Origin of the sequence: Christiangramia fulva, assembly GCF_003024155.1 — a bacterium.
Lineage (GTDB): Bacteria > Bacteroidota > Bacteroidia > Flavobacteriales > Flavobacteriaceae > Christiangramia > Christiangramia fulva.
Genome location: NZ_CP028136.1, coordinates 3,742,971 through 3,760,334 on the forward strand (window position 1 = coordinate 3,742,971; position 17,364 = coordinate 3,760,334).

The window sequence follows — 17,364 nt, forward strand, 5'->3', positions numbered from 1 at the left end:
GATACGATCGTTATTTATTTGATACTACCTTAAATTTTCATTTGAGATATTATAAAAGAAATTTGAAGTATGGAATGCAATGCCAGATTTTAATAGTTCCTTGTAATAGTTATTTGGTTCACAAAAATTACAAATTTCTAAAGATTGATCATGATAAACTTTTTTTGTGTTTAAACAAGTTATGTCATTAATTGGATAAAATGTATACTCCGTATTATAGGATCTACCGCCATAGTGACAAGTACAGAAATGTAATTTTGGAAACTTTTTATATTTTTCTATTTCTGCAGAGTTTCTGAATTTATATACTGGGACAATAAAGTTCTCATAAAAATGAAATGTTGCTCTATTCTGATCCTCAATTTGATGAATCACATTAAAATTTTCAAAATTAGGTTCAAGCCTGAATAAATTGGAAAATGCTTTTACATAAATAAGTGATTCAAGTGTCTGCTCTGTTATAATAGTACAGTCTTCATTTTCGTGATAATTATTCTCGTCCTCCTCAATTTTCAAATCAGTTTTCCAAATTAAAATTAAATAGCGGTATTCATAATTATACATATAAAATGAATAATCTTTGTCCTTAATTTTAACTGAATTTCGAACTAAGATAATTTTCATCTAGTAGAATTAAAAGCCATTATCTCTAATATTATATTAAGAAAAAGTTGGTTCATAATTTACAAATGTCCTAAGATTTATTCTTAATATTATAACCGCCAACCATAGAAAAATGCGCTACAACGGTTACGGTTCGTATGTGGTGGAGTGGGACTCGGCTTTGTCGGCTTAACCATTTTTTTTCCTGGTTTCTAAAATTACACTTTTTCGATTAAACCCGGAATTTCAGATGAACCGCTGTTGTGCAGCGTTAAGCCCTTCTCAATCTCGATAGTTTTTTCCTATAATCTTGATTTATAATCGATTTGTTCTTACTCAAGTTTAGTGGTGGATTTAATTTTTTAATGAGTTCATTTTCCAATTCATTGTGTTTGTGATTGGATATAAAGTATAAAGTCAAATTAGAATTCATCCATTCTGATAATTTCAATTCATCGTCATATTTGAATTTAGTTTTTCCTGTATTTGGATCTTTATCTCTTGGTATTTTATCAAAACCAAATAATAAACCTATTGATTTTCTAAGTGTAGAAGTTCCAGCATTATTACCTGTGAAATGCTGTTTAAAATCTCTTTTTCTTAAACTTGTTCCTGCTATTCCGGTATAAATAACTTCTAATCCTTTAAATTTTGTTAGTTCTGGTTCAATACCAATTTCAGGTAATTTCGAATTCTTATTCAGACAAACAATATAATTTCCAGGCTCATTTGGTATATCTGTAATTGAACTTTTTTGTGGATTAAAAACTAAAAATTCAAATTCTTCTGAAGTCTTAATACCTTGTTCTTTAACTACAGTTTTTTTAATTTCTGGATTAAGATTATTTTCTTTATTGTGATCAACTATTGTAATTCTTCTGGAGCGAATTAAATTTTGTAAATCAGATGGTTGTAGATCAGATATGCCGAAATAAGAGCCGTAAAAACCAAGTTTTCTCATTTTGTTCCTGATAGATTTTTGTTCGGTTCTGTCGGCTTTAATTCTTTTTTTGATCAGAGATTCTAAAATGTCAATTTCTTGTTGAGTAAATTTTGTTCTTTTTTCCATCTTTCTTTAATGCTGCACAACGGTCCCGGTTAACGACAAGTGGCGCGGAATTATAGAAGCGAATTTGTCGGCTTACGGTTTTGTTTGTTATGGAAACTAATTTAGTTCTTTTCTATGAAACCCGCCATTTGCGGTAACCGTTGTTGTTGCGCGTTTATTAATTCCAAAGGTTAATCATAAATGGTTTTAAAATTTCTCGATTTCCATTTATCTTATATATTGGAATTTCTGTTGGTTCTTCAAAGACCACTTTCTTATCTATATCTGTATTTCTAAATGATTTTATTTTAGCTGAAATTATCTTTCCAAAGCTTGTTATAACTCGAACCTTTGTCTCAGGGCAGTGATATCCTTCTCTACTAGAATATTGCATACCTTCTTTTTTTACTTGTTTCTTTAATTGATCCGAATTTAATTCAACTTCAAATTTACTATTAGGCGAGTCTGCAAATGAAATTTTAAAATCTTGATTTTTATCAAAGTAGTACCAGCAATTTATTTCTTTAATTGTGGGTTTGTAGATATAGGAACCAATTCCTAATAATACTAAACCAACTAGCAGAAAAATCTTTTTTGAAAATGAATTAATGTATTTAAACTCTATTGATGTAGTAAATAATATTGTAGTACTAAGAATAAGTGGAATAATCCCAAATATCATTCTTTCATAGTTTCCATTATCAAAAAATATAACGAATCCAATATTTTCTGCACTTACTATTACCCATAAAATAGCTGAGATAAAAAATATGATATTAGAATATTTACTTTTAGAAATTCCACTAATTATCGCTATTGTGGTAATTATTGTAAGAATTGGAATGTGAAACCCAACTGAATATAATTTTATCCATCCAATTAATATCCCCCAGATAATTAATAAAATTGAAACTAAGTATTTAACTATTCTCATTGTTTAATAAATGCGCTACAACTCGTTATATAAGGACCAATATAACTCTTTAAGATAAAATATGTAGGGGATAAACATAGTTATAGAACTTTCATGAAGTAAATATCAATTTTAAGAAGAACACATTAAGGATTGAAATTATAGATCTAATTCTCTACTCCTTAATTTTCTTTGTATTGCCGAATTATTAAATTTCCATATTTCATCACTGCTTATTTCGCCTAGAGCCTGTGCTTTATCTTTTCTCAATTTCAAATATTGATTTCCAAAACCTGATTTACACCAAATCTCAACTATCTGAAATCCTTTTTCGAAAACATAATCTACCTCTTCCACGTAAAAAAAGTCCATATTTAAATTTGCTTTAAAAAAAGGGATATAAATATTTTCACCTACTCTAGGAATAACCGGCAGACTATTCAAAGTAAACTCGAAATGGTCTTCATCAAAAGCAAAACAGAATCTATATTTTACTTTATTAAAGATCAGGTTATGCGCATCATCAGTAAATAGTAAATCATGAATATCCCTAATATATTTTTTAACTCTTGAATAAGGTAAATCTGTATCTCGACTTATCGAAGCCATCGTTGGGAAAGAAATATGAAAATCCTCGGCAAAATAGTCTTTCCCACAAAGCACTTCAGCGATCTCCTTATATTTTGGATATTTTTTGATAAGACGCTCTACTTGATCCTGCAGGTGAAGTAGATCTAAAACTGCATATCTGTATGAAAAATTTTCCATCATTTTGAATTTAAAATATTAACTTATTAAAGCTAATAATTCAAAAATGAAACCCCAATTATCAACCATACATACTATTTGTCTAGAAGGGAGAAATTATTGGAGAATTTATTAGAAAATTATAAATTTGGATGACTTGTTAATTTCTGTGTTACTTTCCGAGGCCTATTGTACCTCAAACTCTCAAAAACACCATAATTACTGCAAAACTAATTTATGTATTGGGAAGTAAGTTTGGTTAATTGGGGAATAGTTAATTGGGGATTCGAGATTGGTTAATCCAGAATTTAATGAAAGTGAATTCAAATAAAATCTTGTTTCCTACTTCCTTAAATTCCCCGCTGATCCCCGCTGATTTCCACAGAGTTTTTTTCTCATCTTCTATGAAATCCGGATTTGCTTCCGAAAGCTGTCCAATCACCGACCATTTAATACCGCTCAGAAAAATTAGTTGATTTTATAAACGAAAGGGTATCCCCCGTATTTAGTGAATTTTAAAAACAATCTCTTTTATTTTTTACAATAGGTAAGCTGTAAGTGACAGGTAATCAATCTAAAGACTACCTTTAATAAATTTCAGCCGCTATGTCCAGAATTTTAAAGCAGTTCTTATTGATTCTTTTTGCGGGTGCTTTATTGCTACTCGCGGGATGGAGCAGCTATTCGGTCTATAGATATTCTTCGGAAGCAGCCGAAATCAAAAGAGATTACAGCGAGCTCAACAGTATTACCCACGGATTAATGTCAGTAAACCTCTGGCGGGACCACCTCACGACCATGGTCCTCAATCGCATTGATGAATTTGAGTTTACAGAGGCCCAGGAAGATACTCTGGTGATCCAGGTTGAAAATATTTTAACCGCGGGCATTGATAAGGGCGCCGACCTTCTGGACCAAAAACAGAAAGGCATCAAGGCTAAAGTTCGAAAATTTGCAGTAAAAGCCCTGGTTCCCGAAGATAAGATAAGAGCTCTTGTTCCCATGTTCGCTCAAACTATCGTCAATGAAATTCAGAAGCCGGAAAACAAGGAGGCCCTCAAATATGTGATAAAAAGCAAGTTGCAGGAATATAGTGACCTTACTCATGATGATTCACAAGAGGCAGAATTACGGTTAAAAACCCTTTTAGACAAGTATGAAGTAGAAGATCTCCATGGGTTCAATGAGAAAATGCCGCAGAAGATTGAAGAACTGGAAGCTCAAACTTATTTTCACGCCTTTATACTCCTTGGAATCATCGGAATATTTCTTGTGTTGTGGTGGCTGTTAAGAAACCAAAAAGCGCTACACACGCCGCTTTTCATTATTTCTGTGCTGGTATCTCTGGTAGTTCTTTTTTCGGGTATTACGGCGCCAATGATCGAAATTGATGCCCGTTTTCAACATGTCGATTTTCAGCTGATAGGCGAAAGCATAACATTTAACGATCAGGTGATCTTCTTTCAAAGCAAGAGCATCCTCGAGGTCATTGGGATACTCTTTAATACCGGAAAAGTGGACTCCTACCTCGTAGGGCTGCTTATCCTTACCTTCAGCATTATTTTTCCGATTTCAAAATTACTGGCCACACAAATATATCTGGGCGGAAATGAAAAAACCAGAAAGAACAAAATCCTGCATTTTTTCGCATTTAAATCAGGGAAATGGAGCATGGCCGATGTGTATGTAATCGCTATCTTTATGGCATACATAGGCTTTCAGGGAATTTTTGATAACCAGCTTTCCAGGCTTAACATGGAAACGAATTCCCTGGTGAGCATTTCAACCAATAAAACATCTTTACAACCGGGCTTCCTCATCTTTATTGGCTTCGTCTTATTCAGTTTGATCCTTTCGACTATTCTTAAAAGAATAACAGCTTTAGAAAAAGACCCTCCGCTGGTAACAAATTGAGTTTAATTTATGAAGGTGAAGTGTGGCTTTCGTGTATAAATCTGTTTTCTGTTAGCAAATACCTCCAAATTTTTTATAGATTTATGATCCTGAAATCTGCAATACCTCTGCCCTGCCAGTCGAATTGCCTAATGCTAACAACCACTGCATGTCTTTACAAGAATATTTAGATTCTGTAAATGCCCGGTTTTATGAGGTTGATAAGCCTAAAGAAGAAAGAATTCCTGCTTTCAACAAAAAGATCGTCGAGCAAATTTCTCAAAAATTAGGTCTGGAGTTTTTAGCCGAAGAACCGGGAGAAGGCGAAGTTTGTTTTGCAGAAAGCAAAGAACTGCGACCCGAGTTCAAAACATATTTTACACCGCTTGACCTGCTGGATTATATCTATGCCGTGCTCCACTCGCCCACCTACCGCGAAACCTATAAAGAATTTTTAAAGATCGATTTCCCGCGCGTTCCCTATCCCGAAGCCCAGGAGAAATTCTGGCAACTTGTAAAACTGGGCGGTGAACTGCGAAGCATTCATTTACTGGAAAGCAAGAAAGTGGAAGATTTTATCACCACTTATCCCGCCGGCGGAGACAACCTGGTATCGCGAAAAATGACCAAAAATTCACCCGGTTTCGAAAAAAATGTCAGTTCCAGTGAAAATATCAGTTCGAGCGCCCGCCTGCCGGACGGGCAGGAAGTCGAGAACGCTCATCACCCTGAATCTGGTTCAGGGTCTCAAAATAAAGAGATGCTGAATCAAGCCCGCCTGCCGGACAGGCAGGTTCAAGATGACGAAAAGGATAATTCAAAGGGAGTCGGGAACAAGGTCAGTTCGAGCTCAGATGTCAGTTCGATCGAAGTCGAGAACGCTCATCCCTCTGAATCTGGTTCAGGATCTCAAAATAAAGAGATGCTGAATCAAGCCCGCCTGCCGGACAGGCAGGTTCAGCATGACGAAAAAGATAATTCAAAGAGAGTCGGGAACGATAGCAGTCCCAATGAAATCGGGAACAATGTCAGTTCGAGCGCCCGCCTGCCGGACGGGCAGGAAGTCGAGAACAGCGAAAAAAACGTCACTGTGAGAAGAGAAACGACGAAGCAGTCTCCAGTTGGAAAAGTCTGGATCAACGACGAACAATATTTCGATAATGTTCCCGAAGTCGCCTGGGAATTTTACATCGGCGGTTACCAGCCCGCACAAAAATGGCTAAAAGACCGCAAGGGCAGAAAACTGAGCTTTGAAGATATCCTGCATTACCAGAAGATCATCGTCGCCCTCACCGAAACCGACAGAATCATGAAAGAGATCGATAAAATTGAGATTATAAAAGAAGAAGATTAGACCAGGGGGATTTGGAGACATGGGGACCAGGAGACTTGGGGACTGGGAGAATTGGGGACGAGGGGACGTGGAGACTGGGGGACAAGGAGACGAAGGGACTGCATCACAGCATCACAACATCACTTTTTCACTCCTTCTACTATTATCCTAATTCTAAAAAGCATATTTTTTGTTACAAATACCATGAACAGGGTAGATAAAACCCCTCCAAAAGGGTATTCGTCGAAACCTTTTTAGTTTGCACATTTGTAGTACGCAATTTTAATTTTCGAATTAGGACAAAACGGGCAATTGGAGTTGGTTTTTGTATAAATGAAGAGGTCTTAAAAACAAGCTAACTTCTGCCGTTTATAAAAGCTGAAAAGCTGATTCATCTTAATTTGGTTAAACGCAGATAAATTGATTTTTGACCCCTATAATCGCAATTATGAAACAATTTAGTTTTCAGGAAATAATACTGGCAGAAAATGAAGATTATAGCCTGTCTTCTAATCCTGCGGGAACAATTCTTTACCAGGAACATCTTAGAGCTCATGTTTTGACTAAACTCGAACTAAAGCAGATATTGAACACGATCTCTTCCGGCAGCTTCAAAGCATATCTCATTAAGGTAAACAACGGCAAGATCTTACCTCCCGAGGACCTGGCGTGGGTAGAAAGGCTAAATCTATTAAGGCTGTTCAAGGCGGGGATTTCAAAAGTGGCATACGTTTCTCCAGAAAATCTCTTTAGCAATCTGGAAATGGAAAAAGAGATACAACCGGGCAAGATCTTTAGAATAAGGATCTTCAAAAGGATACATGATGCAGCACAATGGTTGGAACAAAGTATGCAAAAGGAAGTTTCTCAGGCTGAATGAATAAAAATACCAAGAGGTTGAGAAAGCTGTTTTGGCTGTTTCCTGCCTCCTTACCTGAACATCAGTCACCTGTTTATCAAATGTTTACTATTATTTTTACGCTTCAAAAAAAATTATCAAGAGTTAGATTTCGTTTTGGTTTTTAATTTATTTTTAAACCTTTATCGGCTAAACAACTCTTAATCAGGAACGTTACATACGAGCAAATGCCAGGTCCACTAGAAAAATTGTCCACCACGGTTTCCAAACCCATCATTGGAAGGGATAAAGAATTAAAAGCGATTGAAAAAGCCTTGGTGCTTGACCACAGGTTGGGCACTTCATTATTGCTAATCGAAGGTGTGGGCGGAATTGGCAAAACTACGTTGATCAAAAAAGTACTTGAAAATTGCCGTGATCCCGAATGCTTTCAACTCTATGGGAAGTTTGAGAACCACCGGGAGAATACTCCATATTCTGCTTTTAGACAGGCTTTTTCCTCCTGGGCACAGCAAATCCTTCTTTTGCCTGACGAGGAGTATGATTCTTTAAAAGATAATGTCACCTCTGCCCTGCAAACCAATGTCACAGCAATTACAGATATTTTTGAGGAATTAGAAGTATTCTTTAGCCGTAAGTATTTATTAAGTAATTCTTCTGTGGTCCAGCCACATCAGCTAAAGGCAAGATTCTATTATTTCCTGAAGAAATTTTTTAGAAGCATTACCGCTTTAGGTTACAGGATCATTATTTTTCTTGACGACCTGCAGTGGTGTGACAGGGCATCTTACCTCCTCCTGGAAGAGCTATTGGTCAGCAATGATGTCAAGGGGTTGTGTTTTGTCACGGCAGCGAGACCGGCCATTGAAGAACCAGAACAAAAGCCTTCTGACTACCATTCTCTGAAATATCTTAAAAATGTAACTTTTATCCCAATGAAGCCACTGTCGCGCAATTCTGTCAAAAAAATGGTGCCGGCGCATTGGAATTTTTCACAGCAGCACCTGGAAGAGTTTCAAAATTATCTATGGCTGGAAAGTAGTGGCAATCCATTTCGTATAAAAGAGATCCTCAGGATTATTGAACGGGACCGGTCAGACAGAATCGAATTACACGATCCATCATTTTGGGAAAGTCTGCCAAAATTAGGAACCCAACAAGATACCATAGCTTTTATTCAAAAACGGTTGCGTGACCTGCCGTTCCATCAATTACAGGTCCTGGCATCAGCTTCCTGTCTGGGGTATTCCTTCGACTCGGTTTTGCTGAAGAAAATTCTAAACCTCCCCGAAAGGGAGGTTACAAATCACCTTCGGCAACTTACGGGGATGGAGCTACTTATTAGGAAAAGAAACATTTATATCTTTAGCCATGACACCATTTTTTCTGCTGCTAACTCACTACTTTCAAATGTTGAAAAGTTTGAGTTTCATTACAGAACCGGCCGTCATTTACTTGAAAAAATGGAAGCCTTCAAAGGCAGGCAATTCTTAAGTGCTGTTAACCATCTCAACCAGGCCCGACAACTAAACCCTTCCAAAACATTAGGTCGAAGTGAACAGATCTTGCTGAACCTTCATGCAGGAAATATAGCTATAAAGAATACGGCCTTTGAAACAGCCCGGAGGTATTTTTCTACTGCAGAAGATCTTTTTTCAGAAAATATTTCAAATATAAAGATCGCAGATCACAGGCTTAATGAGATTTTTAAAGAAGTTGATATCGATAAAACAAGCATCCACTTCTCAATTTACTACGGCCATGCCCAAACTTCCTTCCTGCTTCAGGATTTTAAAGGCGCGCTTGATTACGTACAACAAATAATGGGTCTTGATTGCAGCCGGCATCAACGCCTGCAGGCGACTCTTCTCAAAATGATGATCTGCTCTGCCCTTGTACATCAAAATAATGTTCCACACATCCTCTTCGATGCCATTGCCAGTCTTGAAGGGTGTCTTTCAACCTACGGAATAGACATTCCTGCTGATAGAGAAAAAATTATAGAAAAATGTTCCAAAGATTGTCTCAGGCTCATTGAAAAAGCTACACTTTTAGAACAGCAGGTCGATTTTACAAGGTTCATCAACGCAGACATTGAATATCAGGATCTTATGAACCTGGTTTCTACCTCAATGACTTTAATGTATTATGGAGATCCTTACAAGTCTTTGTATATGGTGTCAAAAACATTGCTCCTTAGCCTGGAGAAGGGTTTTACTCCGGTTACGCCTGTTCTGTTTTCTGCCAGCTTTTTTACCGGTTTTTTAAGTGAAGAAAATCGGGATTTAGCTCATTCTCTCGGAAAAATGGCGCTCAAGATGATTCAAAAAGAGCCTTTTAAGAGGTACTCTTATATGGTTTATTACGTTGCAGCCTTAAATTTCCTGCCCTGGGATCTTCACTACAAACTCTGCATTGAAAAGCTGGAAGAGGCTGCTAAACAGGCTATTGAAGCAGGAGACCTTCATTTTGCCTCTTTTTGCGAGACAATCATTCGCATTAAGAATAATTACAGAGGTAAGAACCTTGTACAGCACCTTAATGATTGTGCAAAACTGGAAAATTATCATGTATTTTTCATCAGAGGCACAGATCATGTTTTTGCGACTTATCTCACCGGAGAAAAGCCTGGTTTTACCCGGGGACATTTCGAATTTTCTGAAGAAATTTTGACAGAATCAAAATATAACCCCACCAGCAGATATAATCTACTCCTGGCAAGGGAAAAATTGAACTACATCGGCGGGTTCTTAGATAATGCAATTTCAGCCGGAGAAGAATGTGCCGGGCTGGAATTTGTTGGCAAAGGATATCAAATAGAACTTGAGCATTTTTTATTCTATTCTTTAAGCCTGCTTCAGAAGGCTTATCACGAACCTAATATACTTCCGCAGGTATTGGAAAATATAGCGCCTATGCTGGGAGAACTACAGCGGCTTTCCACCTTTAAAAGCGGAAATTACCTTCACAAGGTATATCTTCTGGAAGCCGAAATTGCCAAATGTAAAGGAGATTTTGAACAGGCTACCCTGCTGTATGATCTGGCCATTGAGGAGGCTGAAGAACAGGAATTCATTCATCACGCTGCCATCGCTGCTGAAAGGGCATTTGAATACTACCGGGATAAGAGCCGAAACAAACAGGCGAAAAGCTATTTAAAGAAAAGCATCAAATTCTACAGAGACTGGGGGGCAACTGCCAAGGTCAATCAGCTTAAAGAATTGTATCCTGCCTTCTACAGCGATAGGACCGCATCAGGCGATGCTGCACAATCGGTGAGATTTATTGAAACAGTTCGAAATATTCTTGGTCAAACTACTACCCGAAGTGAAATTTCTTTGGTAGAATTAACAGAACATCTACTTGCTCTCCTGCTAAAAGAAAAAGCTGCGGAAAAGGCGGGCGTTATTCTTTGTGATGAGAACCATTGGAAAGTTATAGCCTTTACACCTAATAACAGAAGGATAATTAACAGATCTATTGGTGTATTGCAAGCGCACTTGCCTGTGGGTGTAATAAACTACAGCATTAAAAAAGGAGAAAAAATATTTTTAAAGGATCTTTCGAGAGATCCTCTTTTTGCTGTAGATGCTTACCTGCGAAAAGAACAACCTGAAAATCTCACTGTTTTTCCTATAAGCCAAAGCGGTCAGACCGTAGGTTTGCTTTACCTGGAAAACTCTCCCGATTTCTCTGAAGCTGAAAGAGAGGAGTTCCTGCTCCTTTTAGAACTTGTTTCTTCGAAACTTGCAAGCAAGATCTATTATGATAATAATGATGAGTTGAACAGAGAACTCAAGCGGCAGGAAAAAAACAGGATTGAAGCTGTGATTGAATCTCAGGAAAAGGAAAGACAGCGAATAGCCCGTGACCTTCATGACAGCCTAGGCCAAACTCTGGCTTTGAGCAGGATCAACCTGTCCCGCCTTCATGAGGACGGACTTCAAACAGAGCAGAAAATTCTATTGGAACAGGTCATGCAACTTATAGACGAAGGTTGTTCAGATGTAAGAGTTATCTCCCACAACCTTATGCCACCAGATCTTGATCACAAGAACTTGAAAGAAATACTCGAAAACCTTATTGAAAAATATAGGCAAACCGGGGAGATAAAATATAGTTTCAGTTATTATGGCTCGGGGGATGACCTCTCTCCAGCTGGCAAGTACACATTGTACCGGGTGCTCCAGGAGATCTTTCAAAACATTATTAAACATGCCTCGGCCGGTAAAGTGATCATTACTCTGACTACAAATCACCAATTTGTTAACCTGCTTGTGGAAGACGACGGGAAAGGCTTTGATAAAAATCTTACAAGCTTTGGCCTCGGGCTGAAAAATATCTACTCGCGTATCAAATTGCTGGACGGCCATTTGGATATCGACTCTTCGATCAACAATGGAACTGTCTTTAATATAAGTATTCCAACTAAGGTTTAAAAAATGGCAAAAATCAAGGTTATTCTGGCAGACGACCATCAAATGTTCCTCGACGGACTCGCCTCCCTCCTGTCTCAATTAGAGGATGTAGAGGTGATTGCTACCGCGAACAGTGGAAAGGAAGTAATGCTTAAACTTACCGGTCTCGCTCCAGATCTTGTTATTGTGGATATTAACATGCCGGTCATGGACGGGCTCGAAACCACCCAAAAGATCAAAGAAAAATATCCGCACATAAAGGTTCTTGGCCTTACTATGGAAAATGATCTTCAACTCGTCACCCGTATGTTGGAAGCAGGAGCTTCAGGTTACATTCTAAAGAACACCGGGAAAACAGAACTTGAACTGGCGTTAAGGCAGGTTATGAAAGGAGAACCTTATCTTAGTCAAACAATTAGTAATCAACTTGCACAGAATCTTCTACGCAATTTCCAACAAAAGAACGATTTAGAAGATCCTTTAAAAAGCCTTACCGAAAGAGAATTGGAGATCCTTAAGTTAATCGCCCTCGAGCATTCCAATACAGAAATCGCCGATCTCCTTTTTATTAGTCCGAAGACCGTGGAAACACACAGGAAAAACCTCATGAGAAAAATTGAGGTTAAAAACTCATTGGGAGTCTATAAGTTTGCGGTCAAACATAAGCTCCTGGAAGAGTAGTAAAAAAGGCCTTTTATGAAACCTATCTAAAAACAGTCGCTGTCCAGCCGGCTGTTTTTCTTTTATTTACAGCCTCTTTTCTTCTGTACTACCCTCTATGTGGTATTTGACTAGACTAAAAATACCCTGCCTTTGGTATAATAAACCCTGCCGTTCAGGTATTTCCAACTTCCGCTTTCTGCCACATCTTTGTATGGTAGAATTCTTCATATTCTCTGGTAACAAAAAGCAGGAAATGGGGACTTCTTCAAATCATCAAAAAAAGCAATTATCAACTTAAATCAATCAAAATGAAAAAATCAGTTTTTTTAGCAGTTGTAGCTGTAATGACCATGGGTCTGGCTAACGCCCAAAAAGGAAATTTTAGTGTTGGTGTTAGTGGTGCTGTACCTACCGGTGAAATCAAAGAATTTACCACCTTTAATCTTGGTGCAGATGCAGCCTACAGGTTTAACCTGGGACAAAAAGTTCAAGTTGGTGCACTTGCAGCTTACTCACAATTCTTTGGGGATTCCGGAGAAGATGAATTCGGAAGTTGGGAAGTTGAAGACATTCAATTTCTTCCTTTAGCGGCTTCTGCCCGTGTAAATGTAAAGCGATTCTTTGCAGGTGGAGATCTTGGATATGCTGTAGGGATCAATGAAGGTAACAAAGGCGGACTTTACTATAAACCTCACGTGGGAGTGAACTTCGGAAAACTCGGAGTACTGGGTTCTTATTCAGGAATTAATCGTGACGGATTCACTGTTTCAGCCGTCAACCTGGGGCTTGAATATAAGATCTAATTAAAAGATCTCCCCATCCAAACCGGTGGGGAGGTCTAATTTCATCAATCACACATCAATCAATCATTAAAATCAATAAAATGAAAACATTAAACAACATAATATTAGGCCTTTTTACGGCTCTCGCCATTTCCTGTTCAAAGGATGATGACGAAAATCCGGCAGCAGCACTACCGGTAACGATGGAATTCACCGCAGATGTAATGATCTCTGAGCTCTCTACAGGGCAGGAGATCAACATCAACTTCAACAAACCGGCTCAAGTCGCAGGAACAATTAAAGTTGAATTGAGTGACCTTAATGCTACAGGTTTTACAACAGTACCTGCAATTTCAAATGGTGAAATTAACATTCCTGTTGCCAAGGGTGCTACCAAAGCCTCTTTTAGCTTCATTCCCCAGGATAACGACCAGTTTGAAGAAAACCAAAGAATCTATTTTGAATTGGTGGAAATGGATGACAATTTCCTGGTGGGGGAAAAAAATATTCTGGAAGTAACCATTCTTGACAATGAGCAGGCTTCTGCTGCGGAATTTGCGTGGTCAAATCTTGAGATTTTAGAGAATAACACCTCAGAGCCTGAAATTTTCATCAATTTCCCGACGGCTGTTCCGGGAGAGGGAAAACTAAAGATTCTGGTCCAAGGGGAATCTGTAGCTAATTTACTACAAACTGTACCGGCAATGGATGCCAATAATGTCATAGAGATAACAATCCCATCCGGAGCAACTTCCACCACTATTAAATTGAAACCTGTTAATAATAATCTACTTGAGAAACACAACACGATCAACTTCAGCATTATTGAAGCCACAGGTTCGCTAGTAAAAGGTAACAGACTGCAATTATCATTACTGCTTAAGGATGATGAGCTGGCAGGGAAACTTCATACGGTAGAGACAACCACAGGAGCCGGAAAGGTTTTAAAAACTATTGAGTATGATTCCAACGGGCGCATTTCCAAGGTGAAAAGGGAAACAAACGGTTCGTCATATATCGTTACTCAAACCTATTGGTATGATGAAAACGGAAAATTAACCGGTATTGCTGAAATTGCCGGGGATTATGAAGCCTTCTTCTGGGAGAATGGAAAGATCGTAAGATCTGAAGTAGTCGTTGGATTCTTCGGAATCAGGCAAAGTGTTTATGAACATCAAAATGGCAAGTTGAGTTTAAAAAGAGATTTTAATCTTGATCTTAACAGAAATGCAAATGAAACTGATAGATATGCCTATACCTATAATAGCGACGGGACCTTAGCTACAGAAGTACACACTACCCTTATAAATGGAGTCTGGACAGAAATTTCTACCCATACATTCAATTCCTATAGCCAGTTACCAGATCCTTCTTATGGTTTAGAAGTTACTCCATTCCTGTTCCCGCAACAGAATCTTTACATGATCCTGAAAGTTCAAAACAACAGCATCACAGATAATTTTTACTATCTCCACATTTTCGATACAGAAGGAAATTTGATAGAACGCAAACGCAATGATAACCAGGAAAACATCAAATATTCCTACTACTAAAGGTCATCTCAATCAATTCAAAAGCCCCTCGTGATCACGAGGGGCTTAATTCTTTTTTAGCAGAAAAGATTAAAAGAAAAAGGAAAACTCAAATTCTGAAAATTATCCTTTATAACACCTATTTGTCTGTTTTTTAAATTAATACGGCACCTCCTTCAGATTCTGCTGGTATAATTATCGTCATCCTGAACTTCTTTCAGGATCTTATGGTTTGGACTGGGAGAATTAAAGACTGGGGGACTTGGGGACTGGGAGATTTGGAGACTGGGAAACGAGGAGACTGGGGGACTGCATCACTCCTTCACAGCTTCACAGCTTCACAGCTTCACAACTTCACTTAAAAAGAAAATTAGTACCTTCAAAATTCTTCAGCGCAATCAATATGCGGTGGTCTTTCGATAACAGAATATGGAAAAACTTAATAAAGTTGCCAAAATAACCCTGATCTTCTGGTTAATGAAGATTGTGGCAACAACCCTCGGTGAAACGCTTGGAGATTATTTGTCGATGACCTTAGATCTTGGCTATTTAACGGGAATAATCATAACACTGATCTTCTTTTTGGTGGTACTTTCCATTCAGTTAACAGCTAAAAGATACATCCCGGTTTTCTACTGGCTGGTAATTATTGCAACAACTACATTAGGTACTGAAATATCCGATTTTCTTGACAGGAGTCTGCATTTGGGATATACTTTAGGCAGTCTGGTCTTATTTTCGGGTTTAATTCTAAGCCTGGTTCTCTGGAAAAAGAGGTTCGGATCCTTAAGTGTTTATCCTATTTTTGAAAGGGACAAAGAAATTTATTACTGGATCGCCATCTTATTTTCAAATAGTCTGGGAACCGCTTTTGGTGATTATTTAAGTGACGTGGTGGGCTTAAGCTATATATACGGTGCCATGGTCACTGCCGGAATAATCCTTATCGTGGTGCTATTACATTACTTCACAAAAATCAACGAGGTGATCTTGTTTTGGATCGCCTTTATATTCACGAGGCCTTTTGGAGCAACTTTTGGGGATTTTTTAACCAAACCCGTTGCCAAAGGCGGTCTGGACCTGGGAACACTGAATTCTTCAATTGTTTCGGTAATTGTCATTTCCATTCTAATAATTATTTCTCACAGGAACCTAAAAAGAAAACCGGTAGAATAAGTATTATTCGCAAACCCTGGGATATTTTCTAAAAATCCGATTTTAAAAAAAATAGCTAACTTAAGCTGGAAAAGGAAAAATTAGCTGATAGATCTGCTGACCTTCACCGGTGCCCCTGGTTTTCCAGGTTCTGTTTGTAAGACTTTTTCGGCTAATTAGGATGAAGATCTTAGAAAATATTGAAAAATGCTTCAGTAAACAGAAAAAACTGGAGTTAAAGCCCGGCATTATCATGAGAAAATCATTAAAATCATTTTTGATCAGCGTTCTTCTTTTAACCCCATTTCTTATGATTTCCCAGGTAAGAGACAGCCTTTCTGAACCACTTATCCCCACTTCAAAAATCGAACTTCTGAAAAATATAAATATCACCTTTGATATGCGCATGGAATTCCAGGCATATACCTTTAGGGGCGGCGATCACTACTACAACGGAATTCAATTTGAAAACGGATATACGGCCATGGGATTTGCCGCAAAACTGCATGACCGGCTTGACTTTCATTTTAGAAACCGCTTTAACAAAGGTGGTGCCGTGCAAACACTGGATCAGCTTGGCAGCAATATAGAACTGGCATACCTCGACCTGGACCTGAGCCTAAAAGTGGACCTTTTATTGGGAAAAATGAGCGCGTTTTTCGGCGGATATGAATATGAATTCAGCCCAATGTTCGTCCTGGAATACAATGATATCCACAATAACGTGCTGGCGTATGTAACGGGAGCGGGAATTACATTTCAGGCATTTGAAGATCATCAATTTGGCCTGCAGGTATTAAATTCCCGTACCATGCTCTACTCCGATATTTACGGAGACGTGGTGGCAGAAGACATCCAGGAACCCGACTGGCCGGTCGCGGTGGTAGGAAACTGGCGCGGCAGCTTTTTAGACGGAAAGTTAGAAACAAATTACAGCCTTAGTTACTCCAACCAGGTAAGAAAAAGAGGAACTTACTTTTTCACACTGGGCCACAAGTACCAGAACCGTAATCTCACCTTGATGTATGACTTTGATTACAGCTATGAACAAGTTGATACCAAAGGGATCGTAACAAATATTTTTGGAAACGACCAGATCGCTGAGAATGTTACCTATATCGAAAACTGGTTAAGAGCAGAATACCGTTTCAGTCCGAAGTTCAAAGGCCTGCTCACCCTCATGACCAGCACCGCTTACGGAAATTCCACCACCAGCAATGACCACATTAGAACGAGCTACGGCATGATCCCAACCGTATATTACAGTCCGTTTGAAAAAATTGATCTTCGATTTTTTCTGGCTTATATCGGCCGCTATTATGATTATTCCAATTATGCCATTGACAACCTGAACGCTTCCAGTTATAACAAAAATGAAGTACGCATTGGCCTGATTGCACCTTTGCTGTTACTGTAGG

At 38.2% G+C, this 17,364-nt stretch carries 13 protein-coding genes; 9 read left to right on the top strand and 4 right to left on the bottom strand.

The features are described 5' to 3' along the window. Positions 1-24: 24 nt before the first annotated feature. The 4 genes from C7S20_RS16815 to C7S20_RS16830 all read right to left on the bottom strand — a co-directional run bounded on the left by C7S20_RS16815 (position 25) and on the right by C7S20_RS16830 (position 3,335). Positions 25-624 carry a hypothetical protein gene (locus C7S20_RS16815; RefSeq protein ID WP_107013558.1) on the bottom strand — a complete coding sequence of 200 codons (600 nt, stop codon included), beginning with the start codon at positions 622-624 and terminating at the stop codon, positions 25-27. Between the two features lie 250 nt (positions 625-874). Then, a complete protein-coding gene (locus C7S20_RS19675) occupies positions 875-1,672 on the bottom strand; it encodes a GIY-YIG nuclease family protein (RefSeq protein WP_193510774.1) in 798 nt (265 codons plus the stop codon). Positions 1,673-1,829: 157 nt separating this feature from the next. Continuing rightward, a complete protein-coding gene (locus C7S20_RS16825) occupies positions 1,830-2,585 on the bottom strand; it encodes a hypothetical protein (RefSeq protein ID WP_107013559.1) in 756 nt (251 codons plus the stop codon). 138 nt (positions 2,586-2,723) lie between these two features. Beyond that, positions 2,724-3,335, bottom strand: a complete 612-nt coding sequence (locus C7S20_RS16830; RefSeq protein ID WP_159039967.1) for a hypothetical protein — start codon at positions 3,333-3,335, stop codon at positions 2,724-2,726. A 582-nt stretch (positions 3,336-3,917) separates the two neighbouring features. On the opposite strand from C7S20_RS16830, the gene C7S20_RS16835 reads away from it, so the two are divergent. From C7S20_RS16835 to C7S20_RS16880, 9 genes are all read left to right on the top strand, one after another. Continuing rightward, on the top strand, positions 3,918-5,225 hold the full coding sequence (locus C7S20_RS16835) for a paraquat-inducible protein A (protein WP_107013561.1): 1,308 nt from the start codon (positions 3,918-3,920) through the stop codon (positions 5,223-5,225). 148 nt (positions 5,226-5,373) lie between these two features. Then, positions 5,374-6,558, top strand: coding sequence for a type ISP restriction/modification enzyme (locus C7S20_RS19820; protein ID WP_227009038.1), 1,185 nt, complete (start codon positions 5,374-5,376; stop codon positions 6,556-6,558). Between the two features lie 427 nt (positions 6,559-6,985). After that, positions 6,986-7,417 (top strand): hypothetical protein, encoded by a 432-nt coding sequence (locus C7S20_RS16850; RefSeq protein WP_107013562.1) that lies wholly within the window; start codon positions 6,986-6,988, stop codon positions 7,415-7,417. Between the two features lie 206 nt (positions 7,418-7,623). Continuing rightward, positions 7,624-11,835 carry an AAA family ATPase gene (locus C7S20_RS16855; RefSeq protein ID WP_107013563.1) on the top strand — a complete coding sequence of 1,404 codons (4,212 nt, stop codon included), beginning with the start codon at positions 7,624-7,626 and terminating at the stop codon, positions 11,833-11,835. Between the two features lie 3 nt (positions 11,836-11,838). Next, complete coding sequence (locus tag C7S20_RS16860; RefSeq protein WP_107013564.1) at positions 11,839-12,495, top strand: response regulator transcription factor; 657 nt, start codon at positions 11,839-11,841, stop codon at positions 12,493-12,495. Positions 12,496-12,785: 290 nt separating this feature from the next. Further along, entirely contained in the window at positions 12,786-13,280 is a 495-nt protein-coding gene (locus C7S20_RS16865; protein ID WP_107013565.1) for a hypothetical protein, read from the top strand. A gap of 80 nt (positions 13,281-13,360) precedes the next feature. Further along, entirely contained in the window at positions 13,361-14,812 is a 1,452-nt protein-coding gene (locus C7S20_RS16870) for a hypothetical protein (protein ID WP_107013566.1), read from the top strand. Between the two features lie 408 nt (positions 14,813-15,220). Continuing rightward, positions 15,221-15,967, top strand: coding sequence for a COG4705 family protein (locus tag C7S20_RS16875; RefSeq protein WP_107013567.1), 747 nt, complete (start codon positions 15,221-15,223; stop codon positions 15,965-15,967). A 232-nt stretch (positions 15,968-16,199) separates the two neighbouring features. Further along, positions 16,200-17,363 carry a porin gene (locus C7S20_RS16880; protein ID WP_107014286.1) on the top strand — a complete coding sequence of 388 codons (1,164 nt, stop codon included), beginning with the start codon at positions 16,200-16,202 and terminating at the stop codon, positions 17,361-17,363. Position 17,364 lies beyond the last annotated feature (1 nt).